The organism is Desulfosarcina alkanivorans (assembly GCF_009688945.1).
Classification (GTDB): domain Bacteria; phylum Desulfobacterota; class Desulfobacteria; order Desulfobacterales; family Desulfosarcinaceae; genus Desulfosarcina; species Desulfosarcina alkanivorans.
The window spans coordinates 925,506-939,246 of sequence record NZ_AP021874.1 but is presented as its reverse complement, the minus strand read 5'-3'; the positions used below and the strand labels follow the sequence as shown (position 1 = coordinate 939,246).

Annotated in this window: 11 protein-coding genes; 1 reads left to right on the top strand and 10 read right to left on the bottom strand. The window is 52.2% G+C overall.

Annotated elements, in window-relative coordinates:
* Positions 1-38: 38 nt before the first annotated feature.
* The 10 genes from DSCA_RS04190 to DSCA_RS04145 form a co-directional block, all read right to left on the bottom strand.
* The gene (locus tag DSCA_RS04190) at positions 39-761 is read right to left on the bottom strand and encodes a hypothetical protein (RefSeq protein WP_155315236.1); all 723 of its coding nucleotides are present in this window, start codon (positions 759-761) and stop codon (positions 39-41) included.
* A 25-nt stretch (positions 762-786) separates the two neighbouring features.
* Complete coding sequence (locus tag DSCA_RS04185) at positions 787-1,578, bottom strand: FRG domain-containing protein (RefSeq protein ID WP_155315235.1); 792 nt, start codon at positions 1,576-1,578, stop codon at positions 787-789.
* Between the two features lie 593 nt (positions 1,579-2,171).
* Complete coding sequence (locus DSCA_RS04180) at positions 2,172-2,549, bottom strand: type II toxin-antitoxin system death-on-curing family toxin (RefSeq protein WP_155315234.1); 378 nt, start codon at positions 2,547-2,549, stop codon at positions 2,172-2,174.
* Positions 2,546-2,776, bottom strand: coding sequence for an AbrB/MazE/SpoVT family DNA-binding domain-containing protein (locus tag DSCA_RS04175; RefSeq protein WP_155315233.1), 231 nt, complete (start codon positions 2,774-2,776; stop codon positions 2,546-2,548). The genes DSCA_RS04180 and DSCA_RS04175 overlap by 4 nt, the downstream gene beginning before the upstream one ends.
* Positions 2,777-3,099: 323 nt before the next feature.
* Complete coding sequence (locus DSCA_RS04170; RefSeq protein ID WP_155315232.1) at positions 3,100-4,323, bottom strand: hypothetical protein; 1,224 nt, start codon at positions 4,321-4,323, stop codon at positions 3,100-3,102.
* Between the two features lie 158 nt (positions 4,324-4,481).
* Positions 4,482-5,444, bottom strand: coding sequence for an HNH endonuclease (locus tag DSCA_RS04165; RefSeq protein WP_155315231.1), 963 nt, complete (start codon positions 5,442-5,444; stop codon positions 4,482-4,484).
* A gap of 42 nt (positions 5,445-5,486) precedes the next feature.
* Entirely contained in the window at positions 5,487-7,937 is a 2,451-nt protein-coding gene (gene lexA / locus DSCA_RS04160; RefSeq protein WP_155315230.1) for a transcriptional repressor LexA, read from the bottom strand.
* A gap of 199 nt (positions 7,938-8,136) precedes the next feature.
* A complete protein-coding gene (locus DSCA_RS04155; protein ID WP_155315229.1) occupies positions 8,137-9,441 on the bottom strand; it encodes a DNA-processing protein DprA in 1,305 nt (434 codons plus the stop codon).
* A 15-nt stretch (positions 9,442-9,456) separates the two neighbouring features.
* The gene (locus DSCA_RS04150) at positions 9,457-11,532 is read right to left on the bottom strand and encodes a RecQ family ATP-dependent DNA helicase (protein WP_155320302.1); all 2,076 of its coding nucleotides are present in this window, start codon (positions 11,530-11,532) and stop codon (positions 9,457-9,459) included.
* Positions 11,533-12,040: 508 nt separating this feature from the next.
* Complete coding sequence (locus DSCA_RS04145; protein WP_155315228.1) at positions 12,041-12,790, bottom strand: NYN domain-containing protein; 750 nt, start codon at positions 12,788-12,790, stop codon at positions 12,041-12,043.
* Positions 12,791-12,977: 187 nt separating this feature from the next.
* Between DSCA_RS04145 and DSCA_RS04140 the strand changes: the two genes are divergently transcribed.
* Entirely contained in the window at positions 12,978-13,172 is a 195-nt protein-coding gene (locus tag DSCA_RS04140; RefSeq protein ID WP_155315227.1) for a hypothetical protein, read from the top strand.
* The last annotated feature ends 569 nt before the right edge of the window (positions 13,173-13,741 follow it).

Sequence of the window (13,741 nt, the reverse complement as noted above, 5' to 3'; positions counted from 1 at the left end):
AAAAGTGGATTGGTCGAAAATATGGATAACGTCCATTCTCATTCTTCTTGCAGCGACCGGATGGTAACATGGTAGCTCTGGGGATGAAACCATGCATAGTAGCCTGGCAATAGAACATCGATATCGGTGGTGAACCTGTTTATTCGATCGATTAATTGGCTCTCGGATGGCAATTGATAAATCAAGGATGCGCCCCGGTTATCCGATCGGTAGTGATGCTCCCGATGCCCATCTTCCTGGACCTTGTCGATATAGTTGGCCAGATTTTCCCTGGTAAACTGATTGAGGACAGAATCAACAGCATGTCTATGAACATCCGGCGGTTCATACTCTGGCGGTGTGTTTTGTCTCAAGGCCATTGTCTCGTCTGTTGATATGCGCTCCAGGCTTCGACAGTCGTAGTGGACATAATTTAAGGCTTCGATGGTGAGACGCATGGGTTGGGTTGTTGTAAACCAGTCGTTGTGCCTGGCACACAAGGCATTTAGCTGCTCCAGCTCCTCCAGGGTCAACACGCGCCCCTCATTCAACGCTCCCAGCGTCGTTTTCGGCCATTTAGAACCCTCATTTTCCGTCGGCATCGATGGGAACGGGGCTTCTAAGCTGGCTTTCAAGTCCAGGACGCATTGACTGAACCCCTCGTAAGCAAGGGTCATCACGCCATGCCATGATACAAAAAAAGCCTTGGGCCGCAACATGTTTTTCGGGCAGCCGGCAACCACCGCCGCCAGCGTTTCAGAATCAATCGGTCTTCCGGCCATACCCGCACCTCACTATTGGCACTGCCTATCTGTCAGACGGAGGGGAAAGCGCAGGCAGCTCGTCATTGATGAAATTGGCCACGCCATCTGGATGGGGAAACAGGGACGCATGGTGAATGTTCATAAACCCCAACTCTTTTCTGATCGCTTTGCAAAGGTCAAGGTCATTGCGGTTTTGCGGAGAAACGATCTCGATTTTTTTGAATTTTTTTTCATCGTCACCGGTGCAAAATGGTTCCATTCCTTGAAGCTGTCTTTCAGGATGAAATGTAAAAAGCCCGGACTGTCTGGCGATCCGATGAGTGACGACCGGTGGCCGGATCATAATCCAGTCGTCTAAATTATGAGGGCTGATGGATTCCAGATCTGGTTCCCATTTAAACTTCTTGGGATCTTTCACATGAATCGCCCAGACGGCACCGCTAATATCTTTTTCAGGCCGAGAGAGAATCTCTTCAACAGCAAAGTAAAGCGCCACCAGCGGATTGGACGTCCAGTCAAGAAGCTGCGTTTTAAGCCGATGATGCTGCGCGTAGAAAAGCCAACGCCATTCTTTGATTTCCTTGCTGTTGGTGTCTTCGATATAATCGGGTCGGGGAAATTCCATGCTGCGGGCTTTGAAATTGCGTATATTTTTAGCAAGATCTGCAGTTGTCATATCGCCGCTGTGAGGTTCGGCAAACCATTTACGGTTGCGCTGTCCCCTGAAGGACCAATATTTTTGTTTCCTCAATGCCATGCATTCTGACAGGGCTTCATCGAAGCTGTGCGCTTCTATCAGTTCGACGTCTCTCTCGTTATTCTCAATATCCGGCATCTATCCTATTCCCCGCTCTTTTTCATGGACCGGTTAACATACCAGCAGAATTCTAAACATACGGAATATATAATTCAGCTAAATGTTTGCCTCCTCAATAAACCGATCAAAAAAGCTATCAAGGATCTTAAAGTTTTCTGGATTTTAACCATAATAACATGCCTTCATGGTTTGCAATCCCTAATATTTCCTTAAACCGCCCTTTTCGAACCCGAAAACATCGTTTTAACAAAAATAGGGACCTATTTTTCTCCAGAATCTTTGTCAATCGCTTGTTCCGCTTGATCCGACCCCGATCACCCTCCTCTTTTCTCAAGGCCTGGTTCGACGTTCCTCTCTAAACAACCGTGCAAATACTCCATGTTTTAATCCTTTGGGCAAAAAACTAGCGACTAATTTTGTATTAGGTTTAAATAACTCGCGTTTTAATTGGGTAAATGAATTTGAACGCAGAAGGCCGATACGAACAAATCGGGGCCATGGGCGCGCGATGGCAGGTGGTCAACGACCAGCGTTTTCGGTTTCGGTCGGTGTTGAGGCGGGAAAATTTTTTGCAGCTATTGATCGACAATCATTTGATTTCATCCATCGGTCTAAATTCCATTGGCTCTGATCCAGGCGCCCAAGTCCTTCTCGGATACCGAGCCATGCCCGACCCGCTCAAAAATCAAGACTCTCTCGGCTGGGGGTGCAGTTAAGTCGAGGCCATTCAATCGAAGAAAAAGTCGTGTGACGACATAGGCCGTGCGCTTGTTGCCGTCTATAAATGGATGATTGCGGGCAATGCCAAAGCCATAGGAGGCGGCAAGATCGAACAGATCGGCATTCGTGTATCCAAAACGATTTTTCGGTCGTGCCAGGGCACTTTCAAGCAAACCGAAGTCCCGGATGCCGGCAACACCGCCGTGTTCGGCGATTTGGACATCATGCACAGCCAGTACCACACCCGATTCGATCCAGCGGATGTTCATCGTTTGGCCAATTCATGCAGCAGGTCGCGGTCCTCGTGCATGATCCGCTCCGCCTCGGCCATCTGGTCGGCAAAATTCTTGTTCAGCGCTGTCACACGGTACCCGCCGTTCTCCGAATCCGTTAAATATACAGACTCACCTTGAGAGACCTTCAACCGGGCCAGTACCTCCTTGGGCAAGACAATCCCAAGGGAGTTTCCGATTTTTCTGACTTTCAATTCAATCATCGCTTCACCTCACAGTTATTTGTTACCACACATGTTATAACCTAATAGATTATCCGTCAAGACGCCGAAGTCAGCACCGCCGCCCCGTTGAACGAGGTTTGAACACGGATGAAACTTGTACGTTTTCATTCGAGTTGAAACGCAATAAAAAAATCCCAAATGACAAGCACCAAAATACAAACAAATCCCAATATTCAAATTTCAAATGCATTTCAAATCTGGCATGGGTGGCTCTCGAGAAGGTCCGGATCGGTTCTTTGAACGATAATCCGGTACGCGTTTATCCAGCTCGGTCCGACCCAGAAGCTCGAAATAAGGTCTATTCATCGGATAAACCGGCCGAGCACATCCTGGACAAACCTATCCGACGATCGGTCCCGGCCGATGATTTCCTTGATATCCACGACCACCTGCTCTTTCCGACCGAGCGTTTCCGCGGCCTTCATGGCATACTCGTATGCTGACAGGACATCGGATGCGGTGATTTCATATCCATAACCCTGCGACATCCATTGCAACGAGGCCAAAGCCGCACCCAGTGCGAACTTCGGTTCTTTTTCCTGGAAATCCCTGGCCGCCCGATTCAGCGTCCTGGGATCGCATGGGCTGCGGTAGCAAAGCTCCATGGCCAGCGGCAGCATGCCCAGTGATTTGGCCGTTGCAAACCACTTGCCCTCCTCACCGGGTGTCGTTTCGATCAGGTCCTCGAGAATTTTCGTCTTTTCCATCATCGGATATTTTTTGGCGATGTTTCGAAACGTCGCCAGGTTCGTACCGCCCCGATTCGTTCGCAGACCGTATTGCCGGTATGCCTCTTCATATAGCCCCGATGAAATCAGAATATCTTCACACACCCGATCGATGGTGAAAGGATCGTCCATGAACCCGCATGACGCTTTGGCATATTTGATGGATTCGCCCTTTTTTCCCATGGCGACAAGCGCATCGACACCGTACTTGCGATTGCTCCATGAAACGCGCGGGGCCCGTTCGATGAAATCCAGAAGCTCCTGGTATCTACCGGCCGCCAGCAGGCAGGAAAGGCAGGCCGGCGTTCCATTGAAATAGGAAGCGCTTCCCTGCTTCGATTCTTCCCAGGTTCGCCTGACGATCGGCAGCAGTTCATCCGCCCACTGGGAGGCAACTGCAGGGGAAACGCATACCTCGCCCCAGCGTTCACCCAGGACATCGAGAAAGCCGACGCCGTCATCGTTGAACGCATCCCAGAGCCGATCCAGCCACTTCGCCCTGGTCTTTTCGTCAGCAGGGGCTTTGGTCACCCAGTCGACCAGTTCCTCTGCCGCTTTGTATACGGCGGAACCCAGGGCACCGGACGAAGAATCAACATGCTGGAGCGCCGGCCAGAGCTTTTCCATCAACCTGACGGCACCTTCAGCCCCCAGCAGCGGATCTTTTCGAACAACCTTCCTGATTTCGGAAACGGCCTCCTTGATGCGTTGGCAAGCCAGACGGGACCCCCGCCATCCGAAGGCGTTCGTCCGGAACCGTGCCGCAAACGTCCATTTGTGTGGTTTTGATTTGGCCATAAGCACCTCACAAGAATTTACGGTACGTGTCAAACTCGGTAAATCCGCCTGCATTTCAAACTTCTCTCTTCAAACTTCAAACTTTCTTCCCTTTGCGGCTTCGCGTGAGCCCTGCAGTTCGCCCTTCTTTGCGCATTCGCGCCTTTGCGTGAGACGTGTTAAACAAAACAGGACGTCCGATGCCGGGTCAGGTTTTCCTGTCCCGGCCAGAAGCGTTCGGCCTCCGGTTTGAAAATGGGTCGGTCCCTGAGCGTAAGAACGTGCCCCGGCATATTGCTGTCGATACGCACCCGTTCGGAAACCAGCACCTCGTATTTCCTGCCGACACTCATCAGGCCTTCGTCGAAGGACCAGTGGCACAACCGGCACAGGCACAGGCCGTTGGCGGGCAGATCGTCGTGGCTCTCGCTCCAGGGTACAATGTGGGCGGCCTCCACCACGGTGTGCCCTTCGGGCGTGCGCATACGGATGCCGCATAATGCGCAGCGGTGGTCGTAGAGGCTGACGATGGCCCGCCGGAACCCCTGGTCACGCACCCGATGGATTTCGGGCGCCCCCTGGGCAAAGCTCTCGGTGCTCTCTTTGATGCCGGCAATCACATCCTTGGCGTAGGTGAACGCGGCCAGGTTGACGAACGCCTGGTCTTCCAGAAACGGCTGGACCTCCGCAGAAAAATAGGTCTGGATCAGGGTGGATCGAAGCAGTTCCCTGGTTACCGGGTCCATCAAAAGGGCAAAGAGGCGATCGTCCAGCCGGGCCCCGACATAGATCTCACGAAGTCTGGCCATGGAACTGACGTTGTAATCGGCATCTGCGTCATAGCCGGGATTGGCGACACGGTGCCAGAATCCATCGGACTGCAGGCGCGGAAACGGATAGGCCATGGTCGAATGCTTGTTGATCGGCATGATGGCTTGCCAATACCCATTCCAAGTGTCGACCAGTTCAAACGACGGCTCGAAAAAATTTTCGATGATCTGTCCCTGGGCGATCAGGTCCATGATAGACAGCAGGAGAAAAGGCTTGTGGGGCGCGCGATGGCAGGTCGCTTCCGACCAGCGCCGACGGCTCTTATCGGTGTTGAGGTGCGAAAATTTTTTCAGGTATTCATCGACTGGCATTTCTATTGTTCTCAAACGACTGAACACGTTTTGAAGAAATCCTCATTTGTGAATACCATTTTTGACCACGCCCACTGCAATCCCAAGGATCTGGAGCTGATCAAGGGATAACAGAATTGGGTCGTAATTCGGGTTTTCAGCCTGAAGAATGGCATTGTCCCCCATTTTACTGAACCGCTTGAGGGTTGCGTCCTCATTCAATGCGGCCACCACAATATCGAGATTATCCGCAGACGGCTGCGATCTCACCAGTACCGTATCCCCATTGTCGATGCCGGCGCCGACCATGCTGTCCCCCCGCACCTTCAGCGCGAAATAGTCGGCCCCCCGAACCCACGCTTTAGGCAGGTAGAAGGTTTCATCGAGCTCGGAATTCATGTGAATGGGCTGCCCCGCCGCGATGCTTCCATACAGAGGGATTTTTTCGAGTTGATCGGCCTTCAACAGTTTCGACATTCCATTGACGTCGACTTCAACGGTGGTGGGGTCATTGGGATCGAAGCAGAGCTGCGCTTTCTGCCTTCTTTTCAGGTGATGAAAGAAAACCTGGACGCTGTTCGAAAGGGCCCACATTTCACGGAATTCGGGCAAATCATTTACCGGATTGCCCTGACGGCCCATCACCCGCAGGCTCATGCCGTCCGTGACGGCCGCATATTCACAGGGGGGACAATGGTTCATATAGCTTCTAACTTGCTCACACGCATCCTCCAGGCTGTGGCCTCGTCGTTTTGTCTCGACAAAAAGAAAGGGTTCGTCACTTCCCGAACGGTTCACATGGACGGCGATGTCCACATACCCGGTTTTGGAAAATGCCTTGACCGGATATTCTATGGCGATGTTTGCAAGCGGGTATTTATAGGTTTCAACCAGTTCAGCAAGGATCCACTGCCGGACCTTCTCTTCGGCGCCATGAATGTTGGTGATCCGACCTTTGAACCGGAAATCATCCACGGCGACATTGTAAAACCGCCGCATTTTTACCCCACTGTCGATCCTCGTCAAACGAGGGGCAATATCCATGAGAAAGGGTGACCCCTTGCCGCTACTGAGCATATAGAGTTTTTCCGTGGCGCGTGTCATTCCCACATAAAACAGCTTTCTTTCCTTTACCTCATCGTCATGCCGGCCTTCTTCATCGGCATCCGGCAGGTACGGGATAACGCCCTCGTTTAGCCCGACCATAAAGACAATGGGGAATTCGAGCCCCTTGATGGAGTGCAGGGTAATCAGCTTTACATCGCCGGAGTCGAACCCCAGATCTTTGTCGTTAAAATCACTGCACGCGATTCCTTTTTGGGCCAGCATCGTTTTGATCTGGTCGAGCTGCCGTTTAAAACGGCCCAGAATCACCATGTCGCTTCGATCGTGTTCCGCAGTCAACCGTTTGATCTCTGCGGCAAGATAATCGGCTTGAGAGCGCTCATCGGAAAACTGTTTGCAGACCGGGTAAACGCCGTGTTTATCGATCAGTGCCGGTTTGACGTAATTCTCATCCTCGACGATTTCAGCGCAATGCTCGATCAGGCTGTAGGCCGCCTTCGATATTTGCGTGGTGGTGCGATAATTTTTGCTCAGTGAATGGCTTCGGCCCTGCATGCTGAAGCCGATGCTGGCAAAACTGTTACCGCTTCCCAACCAGGATTGCGGGTAAATATTCTGGGCCGTATCCGCAATAAACACAAAACTCGAATACTCTTTTTGATTGCATATTGCCTTTAAAAACAGCAACTGGCTGCGCGTGAGGTCCTGGCTCTCATCGATGATGACATGCGTGTATCGGACCTGTGGCGCTTTTCGTGCCTGCTCCAGCGCCCTGATGCGCATGCCGCTGAAGGAAATTTTGCCCATCTTGCGAAGTGCCTGGTCATAAAACCGCATCAGTTCAAAGATGGCTTTTCGGGTAGGGGAATTCTTTTGAAGGCGTTGCGGCTTGTTTTCGGCTTGGGATTTAACCATTCCTTTTCGATCAGCCCCTTGATATTCCTCTTCTTCAAGGTACAGGCAGTCTTTTATCCAGTTGATCTCCTGCAACAGAAACCCGGTATTTTTCTGATTCAGGATACCGACGTCCGGGAAATTTTTTTTGAGCTTTGTAATCCCCTCGCTGATAATCTGATAGCTCTTGTTTTGAGGCAGACCCAGTTGAAACTTTTCTTTATGTTCAGCTGCGTGCGCATCGAAATGGTTTACCATCAGACTATCAACGGTCTTGATGTCGACTTTTCTGTTTGGTGTGTCAAAAAGCGTCGACAACTCACCTTGCTCGGATTCCGCCATCTTCCCGTAGAGATAAGCCATGTATTTGATCAGTGTGCGATTGTAAGTCGCCAGGAGGATAGCGTCATCTTTGCCAAAACAATAGTTGTTCAACAGAAAATGGACCCGGTAAAGCCCCACGGACGTTTTCCCCGATCCCGCAACACCTTTCAGTAGCTGGTGTCCTTTGGGTTCCAATGTTGCGATGCGTTTCTGTTCGGCATTCAAATCCATGTTATATTCTCCTGCAATTACCTCATCGTGGCTATCCAACAAAAGAAACCTATAGGATGGGTATCCATTTTCTTTTTCTTAGCATTCTTCGCGGCTTTGCGTGAGACCACTATTCCCGATATGGCCCCTCTTTTTAGGCCTTTTTTTTCATTTCTTAGTGTTGGTGCGGCGTCCCCACTTCAAAAATAGTTTTGTATCTTCATTGCGTTTCCTGTTTTCTACGAAAACGAACCGGACGCGTCTTTTTTTCAATAACACCCTCTTCCACGGCCCGTTTCAGCCAGTCATCCAATTGTCCCTTACGCACATCCAGTTTCCCGGCCAGATCCGCCGAGGATATCCAGTTTTCCATGGCAGCCAGCAAAACCGGCAGAGCCGCATCGTAAATGCTAAGCCTTGGCTCAGACTCGCCATCGGCTGCAGCAGCGATCGGCGATATCCCTGTTTTTTCAGGGGCCTCTTTAAAGGCAGCCGGTTCCTCTTTGACCATGGCTACCGCTGCCGATCGTCTTTCACCGCCAAAAAGAGATCGCTGCGATGGTTTTCGGACACCTGGAACAGGTGGCTCGGCTTCCGCGAGCAAATTTTTTACATCGCCCTTCCATGGAGGCTCGGGAAAGGGTTGAGCCCCCATCTCAAGCAGTGCTGGATTGCCTGGCGGCACGCCTTTGCCTGTGCGCACAAATACCGGTCGGCGTTCCTCGCGTTTCAATTCTTCCGTGGCGCCGGCCCAGGTACCGCCCTTTTTGATTTCCGCACTGATGATCAGCGCAAAATCGGCAAGCGCATAAATATACTTATTGCGCCCCATGGCGTTGCCCACATTGAAACGGGAACCGGGATGAAATGGAGACACCAACACCAATCGTTTCTCCCGAATGGCTTGCCGGTATTTTCCCGCCAGTGCGGCTTTCTGCAGGCTGTCCGCCAAAATGCCAACGGCCTTGCCACCGGCTGCCAAGGCGGATAACATGGCCACCTGGTCCACCCCCCGGGCACCTCCGGAAACCACTGCCATGTCAGCGTCCACACAAGCTCGGGCTACCTTGCGGGTAAAGGCCTCACCCTCGTCGTCCACGTTGCGCGACCCGACAATCGCAAGACCACCCGGGCTCAGCAAACCGATATCTCCCACGCCGAACAAAACCGGCGGCGCCTGGCGCTTTAAATGTTTTTTCAGGCGCGAAGGATACTGTGCATCGCTGCGACAAACGATCCAGATGCCGCTGTGGCTCCATTTTTCAACGGCCAGGGCCATGGCAGCCCCCCGTGAGAGAAGCCCCTGAATTCGCAAAGCGTCGATTTTTACTGTTGCGCCCAATGTCTCCGTATCGGGAGGCGATTTCAGCAAATCGGCCGGCCGCAGCTTGCCCTTCACCATCCAGTCGGCCAATCGATTGTACTCTCCCAAACTCAGCGGCTTTTCCGCCTTGGTGTTTTTATCGCTGTTGAAACGACCGCATAAGAGAAGGATCGCTTTTGCGTCTTCCGTAAGGTGTTGCATGTCGGTAACCATATTTTACGAACCCCTTGGTGAACTCATGGCCACGGCCATGGGGAACACGGACGGACAGCCAGCGCGTTTAAGCAGCGCGGCGATGACCGTAAACGTCCAGCGTGAATCCACCAGATCGTCGATTAACAATACCGCCCCATCGGGCAGCGGCAAATCATCGATTTCAAAAACCCCATCCAGGTTGTTAGCCTGGAGGTAACTGTTCTGCATCTCCTTCTGGGGATGATTGTCCCTGATTTTTCTCACCACATCCAGAAAGGGAATGCCCAATCGGCCAGCTAAACGCCTGGCAAAATCAGGCACCAAACCGGCCCGTCTCAATGACGGCACACAGGTCAGCCATTGGGGGGAAGGTTGCGGCTGCCACATTTCTATCATTTTGGCACAAGCCTCTACCAGATCATCACCTAATCGCTCATCACGAAATTTGCCCTGCTTGACCATCTCGCCCCAGCCGGCATCACCCCACAGGCATAAGGTCCGCCCTTCCTCGGCGAGCTGATCCCGGGCTATTCTACCTGAAAATCCGTATGCCGGAAATGCTGTACCGCCGGGCCATTGTTTGCGTGGTTCAATGGTCTGGTAGCTGCGGCGCAGGAATTGGGCCGCCGCATTGGCAAGAGCGGTGTCAACATCGGCGGGTAATAGCGGATTTCCCACACAATTGACGCACCTGCCGCATGGCTCGGCATGGGGATCGTCCAACGCCCTGGCCAGAAATTGCATCAGACAATCACCGGTCTGCATGTAGTCGAGCATTTCCTGTTGTTCGGCCCGACGCAAGCTGCACAGTTGATCGATGGCCTCTATATTCATGTCATAGTCTACGGGGGTGGCGTACCATCGGGGTCCTTGTTTGACGACCGGTGCCGGCGATTCCACGGAAAGATATTTGAGTGTCTTGGAGATATCCCCTCTTTTAAGATTCAGCTGCTGTTCGAGCATGGGGATGGAAAGGCCATCATCCGCCGCGTTGAGGGCCGACAGGATCCGTTCGACGTGCATCTGGGGCGGGAATGCTTTCCTGATAAAAAAATCGGTGATATCCTTATCCTCGTAGCCGCCAAGCAGCACCCCGAATGCTGAATCCAATGCGCGTCCGGCTCGGCCCACCTGCTGGTAGTAGTGCACCACGGAACCCGGCCTTTGAAAATGGATCACGAACCCCAGGTCCGGTTTGTCGAAGCCCATCCCAAGGGCCACAGTAGCCACAAGGGCCTTGATTTGATTGTTCAGAAGACGGGTTTCCAGTTCCTCACGACTCTCCACGTTGGAGTGGTAGGCCCAGGCATCAATGTGGTTTTGCCGGAGCCATTGGGCCACCCGTTCCGCATCCCGAATGGTAAGAGTGTATATGATACCAGTTCCCGGTATGCGCGACAGTTGCTCGGCCAGCCAGGCCATACGGGCCACCGGGCTGGGAAGCCAGATGTTCTGAAGGCGCAACGATTCACGTACAAGCGGTCCGCGTTCGATCTGCAGGTTGCCGAGTTGATTGGCCACATCACGGACTACGCGATTGTTGGCCGTTGCCGTGGTGGCCAATACTGGAATAGTTGATGGCAAGGCTTGCAGCACCCGTACGATGCGGCGGTAGTCCGGCCGGAAGTCGTGCCCCCAATCGGAGATACAATGGGCCTCGTCCACCACGAACAGCCCGACTTTATCCGCCACCGGCAGCAGGACTTTCTCCCGGAAATCATCGTTGGCCAGTCTTTCAGGGGAAATTAGCAGAATATCCACAAGACCGTCGTGCAACTGCTGCCTGACCTGTTCCCAATCATCACGATTGGATGAGTTGATGGTGGCCGCTCGAATGCCGATGCGTTCGGCTGCGAGAATCTGGTTGCGCATTAGGGAAAGCAGCGGGGAAATCAGCAGGGCCGCACCGGCACCTTGATCACGAAGCATATGGGCGGCCAGGAAGTAGACCATGCTCTTTCCCCAGCCGGTGCGCTGGACCACCAACAAGCGTCGTCGCTCCAGCAAAGCTGCGATGCATTCCCACTGACCATCTCTGAAATCCGCATTTGGATCGTCCAGTGTCTGTTTGAGCAACGCACGCGCCTGTCCTCGCATATTCACCAAAAACCCGCTTTCCTTTACTGATTCCTTTCTCCTGGAGGGTTAAGCCTCGCAGATGCCCTCAGTTTTTACGATTTACCACCGATTTCAGACGCATTTCTAACGCCGACGGCGGCCAGTGTTCTGGCGCCGTAATGCGGATGGGTATATCTGGACGCTAATAACTCGCAGCGCCGATACCCGCCGCTGGTCGACATCCCCGGCGCGATCTTCAATCGCTGACAACCGAATTGTCAAGTACCTTTTAAATCGGCCTTTTTTTTCCTAAAAAAATCGGTTTAATCCCAAAACAGGACCCTCTTTTTTGTCCTGAATCATTAATAATCGCTAATTCAGCTTGGCCCGACCCCGCTTTTATTCGTATCTCCATAGAGTCGCTAATTCTGAACTCCTGAAATGAACTATTTCCATTCGAGCATCTGGCCGACAACCTCATGCCAGGTGCGGGTATCGCTCGGTTGCATTTGATTCGATGGTGAAAGGGTCTCAGTTGAAGAAAAAACTAGGCGCATGACTTGGCTTTCCTGCGGGCATCCTTCACATAGACGCAATTCTCTCTTCGCTCAATATCAAACAGTCCTATTGCGGTGATCATTTCACTGAGCTTGGAAAAGCCGTAATTTCGCGGGTCGAAATCGTTGGCAGTTTTGTTGATATAGCTCCCGACCGGAGACAACTGTGCCCATCCCGCCTCATCCGATGCCGCTTCGATTGCCGAGCGCACCAGATTTACAAGCTTGGTGTCGCTGCGGAGTTCTTTGTCTGAATGTGGTTTCAAAACCTTGGCGGTGACATCATCTTTAGAGTTAACAAATACTTCGGTATATATGAATCGATCACAGGCAGTCACAAACGCACGCGGCGTTTTTCGCTCCCCAAAGCCGTATACCCACCTGCCAGTCTCGCGGATTCGAGATGCCAACCGGGTAAAATCGCTATCACTGGAAACCAGACAGAATCCTGAAAAATTGCCTGTGTACAGCAGATCCATCGCATCGATGATCATTGCACTATCGGTCGCATTCTTTCCCGTTGTGTATCTGAATTGTTGTATCGGCTGAATCGAAAATTCTAAAAGTGAGGCTTTCCAGGACCCTAAATCCGGGGTTGTCCAATCTCCATATATTCGTTTCACACTTGCCAGTCCAAGCTTAGCGACCTCGGCCAGCAGCCCCTCAATGATTGAGGGGTTTGCATTGTCTGCATCGATCAGAACTGCAAGGGATGAGTTAGCGTCTGAACCGTTTGCCATAGGAATCCATTCTTCAATTGGAATTTGTTAAAGCGCCTTTTTTACCACCAAAAGTGTTCGTTTAAGACCTAAAAAAGGCCTGATTTTTGCTGAAATTTGCTAATTATCAATTACATAGCGCGGCCCGACCCGATTTCTGTCGGGAGTCCCGACGAAGGGCATCGTAAACTTCCTGCGGGAATCCGCCATGGACATCGTGCTTGAGCAATTCGCTTTTGCGGGCATCGGTGTTTCCCCTGCGAGACACCACTTTCCCGGCGTTGGTCAGTTCCCACAATCCGTCGTGGCGCAGCCGCCAGAAGGGATATTCGGGATGATGGCTTTTTCGCGTCGGCCCGAACCCCTCAAGCAGTTTGCGCAGATCCCGGTCGACATCCGCTAATGCGACCAGCCGCCCTCCCCGCGCAAACACCGGCCAAGCGCATACAACGCCAGCAACGGTTTGTGCGGTGCCCGCTGGCCGCCCTTTTCCCAGACGGTGATGTCGTTGAATCGTTTTCTAAGATCCATCGTTCAATTTTTATGGAGCGTTAAATTATGGGAACAGGTCTTAGCTGAACCCTGTTGGACTCAGCGTTTTTTGCGCCTTAGCGCCTTCGCGTGAAACCTGCAGTTCACACTTCACACTTCGGAGGGCGCTACATCCCGATCCATCTACCAAGGTATCGCAAGAGCGTAGACGGCAATTCAAAAATCTGGACAAAAACGCTTTTGGAGCTGGGACGCACCTGCTTGCCAAGCTTGAAGTCTGGTTTGAACCGGGCTCCGCAATTCGGGCATTCCATCAGGACCCCGCCGACGTCCTTTGGGAACCGCAATTGCTGGCCGCACTCGGGGCAGGTTTTGATTGAATTGTGTGTCATCTGTCGGTCATCTCCAAACCGGTGAAAGTTGTTCTTCAAACAAGTCCATATCCCCTTAAACCGCCCTTCTCGCCCCCGAAAACATCGT

Coding starts and splice junctions, on each gene's coding strand:
- DSCA_RS04190 (WP_155315236.1), bottom strand. CDS start 761: ATGGCCGGAAGACCGATTGATTCTGAAACGCTGGCGGCGGTGGTTGCC.
- DSCA_RS04165 (WP_155315231.1), bottom strand. CDS start 5,444: ATGCCAGTCGATGAATACCTGAAAAAATTTTCGCACCTCAACACCGAT.
- DSCA_RS04175 (WP_155315233.1), bottom strand. CDS start 2,776: ATGATTGAATTGAAAGTCAGAAAAATCGGAAACTCCCTTGGGATTGTC.
- DSCA_RS04145 (WP_155315228.1), bottom strand. CDS start 12,790: ATGGCAAACGGTTCAGACGCTAACTCATCCCTTGCAGTTCTGATCGAT.
- DSCA_RS04170 (WP_155315232.1), bottom strand. CDS start 4,323: ATGGCCAAATCAAAACCACACAAATGGACGTTTGCGGCACGGTTCCGG.
- lexA (WP_155315230.1), bottom strand. CDS start 7,937: ATGGATTTGAATGCCGAACAGAAACGCATCGCAACATTGGAACCCAAA.
- DSCA_RS04155 (WP_155315229.1), bottom strand. CDS start 9,441: ATGCAACACCTTACGGAAGACGCAAAAGCGATCCTTCTCTTATGCGGT.
- DSCA_RS04180 (WP_155315234.1), bottom strand. CDS start 2,549: ATGAACATCCGCTGGATCGAATCGGGTGTGGTACTGGCTGTGCATGAT.
- DSCA_RS04140 (WP_155315227.1), top strand. CDS start 12,978: ATGGACATCGTGCTTGAGCAATTCGCTTTTGCGGGCATCGGTGTTTCC.
- DSCA_RS04150 (WP_155320302.1), bottom strand. CDS start 11,532: ATGCGAGGACAGGCGCGTGCGTTGCTCAAACAGACACTGGACGATCCA.
- DSCA_RS04185 (WP_155315235.1), bottom strand. CDS start 1,578: ATGCCGGATATTGAGAATAACGAGAGAGACGTCGAACTGATAGAAGCG.